General features: G+C 71.8%; 1 protein-coding gene and 1 pseudogene. Both read right to left on the bottom strand.

Translation table 11 applies throughout. The features are described from left to right. A partial coding sequence (locus Q0L15_RS18895; protein ID WP_296606051.1) for an AMP-binding protein occupies positions 1 to 440 on the bottom strand: 440 nt, incomplete at its 3' end. A gap of 109 nt (positions 441 to 549) precedes the next feature. Continuing rightward, positions 550 to 903: pseudogene (locus Q0L15_RS25020) on the bottom strand (AMP-binding protein); the annotation flags it as partial. Positions 904 to 931: the final 28 nt, after the last annotated feature.

Here is a 931-nt window from a genome sequence, read left to right as displayed (position 1 = left end):
GGCTCGCCCGGCCCGACCGGCTGTCCGTCGTCGTCGAGGAGCCGCACCTCGGTCATGAACCACGGATGGCCCACGCTGCCCGGCTTGCGCAGGGAGTCCTCGGGGCGCAGGTCGGTGACCACCGAGCACTCCGTGGATCCGTAGAGCTCGTGCACCCCCACCCCGGGGAAGGCCTCGTGCACCCACTCCTTGAGAGCGATCGGCAGCGCGGCTGCGTTGAAGTACAGCGTCTCGAGCGCCGAGAGGTCGAAGGCCTCGGCCGGTCGCTCGTGGATCCGCCGGATCTGCTGGGCGTGCGTCGGCACCAGGAAGACGGTGCTGATCCGGCCACGCTCCAGGCCACGCAGGAACTCCTCGGGGTCCCAGGACCGCAGGATGTCGACCGAGCCGCCCACCTGGACGCCGGCGTAGGCGAAGGAGAACCCAGCGCCGTGGTACATCGGCGCCACGGCCATGGTCCGGCGGCCCGGTCCGAGCCCCCACTCCATCGCCCTTGGGCGTGCCGGTGGTGCCCGAGGTGTAGGAGATCGCGAACGGGTCGGTCTCCTCGACGGCGATGCAGGGGTCTCGCTCCTCGGCCGCCTCCAGGAACGCCTCGTAGTCGCGGCCCGCGCGACCGTCGAAGCTCAGCACGGTGCCGAGCTCGTCGACCAGTCCGTCGACGTTGGCGACCAGGGCGTCGTCGAGGATCAGCGCCCGGGCCCCACAGTGCTCGACGACGTAGCGGTTGTCGGACTCCTTGTTGCGGCTGTTGAGCGGCACCATCGGCAGGCCCGCCTTGGCCAGCGCGGCTCCGATCTCGACGTACTCCATCCGGTTGCCCGACAGCACGACGACCGGATCCCCCGGGCGCAGGCCGGAGGCGAGGAGCCCGGACGCCAGCCGGCTGGACCGGGCGTCCACGCCCGCGAAGGTCAGGCTCCGGTCGCCG

Origin of the sequence: Nocardioides sp. (assembly GCF_024509035.1) — a bacterium.
In the GTDB taxonomy this organism is placed as follows: Bacteria; Actinomycetota; Actinomycetes; order Propionibacteriales; family Nocardioidaceae; genus Nocardioides.
Note: the sequence above shows the minus strand (reverse complement) of the source record. Positions and strands in the feature narration are given on the sequence as shown.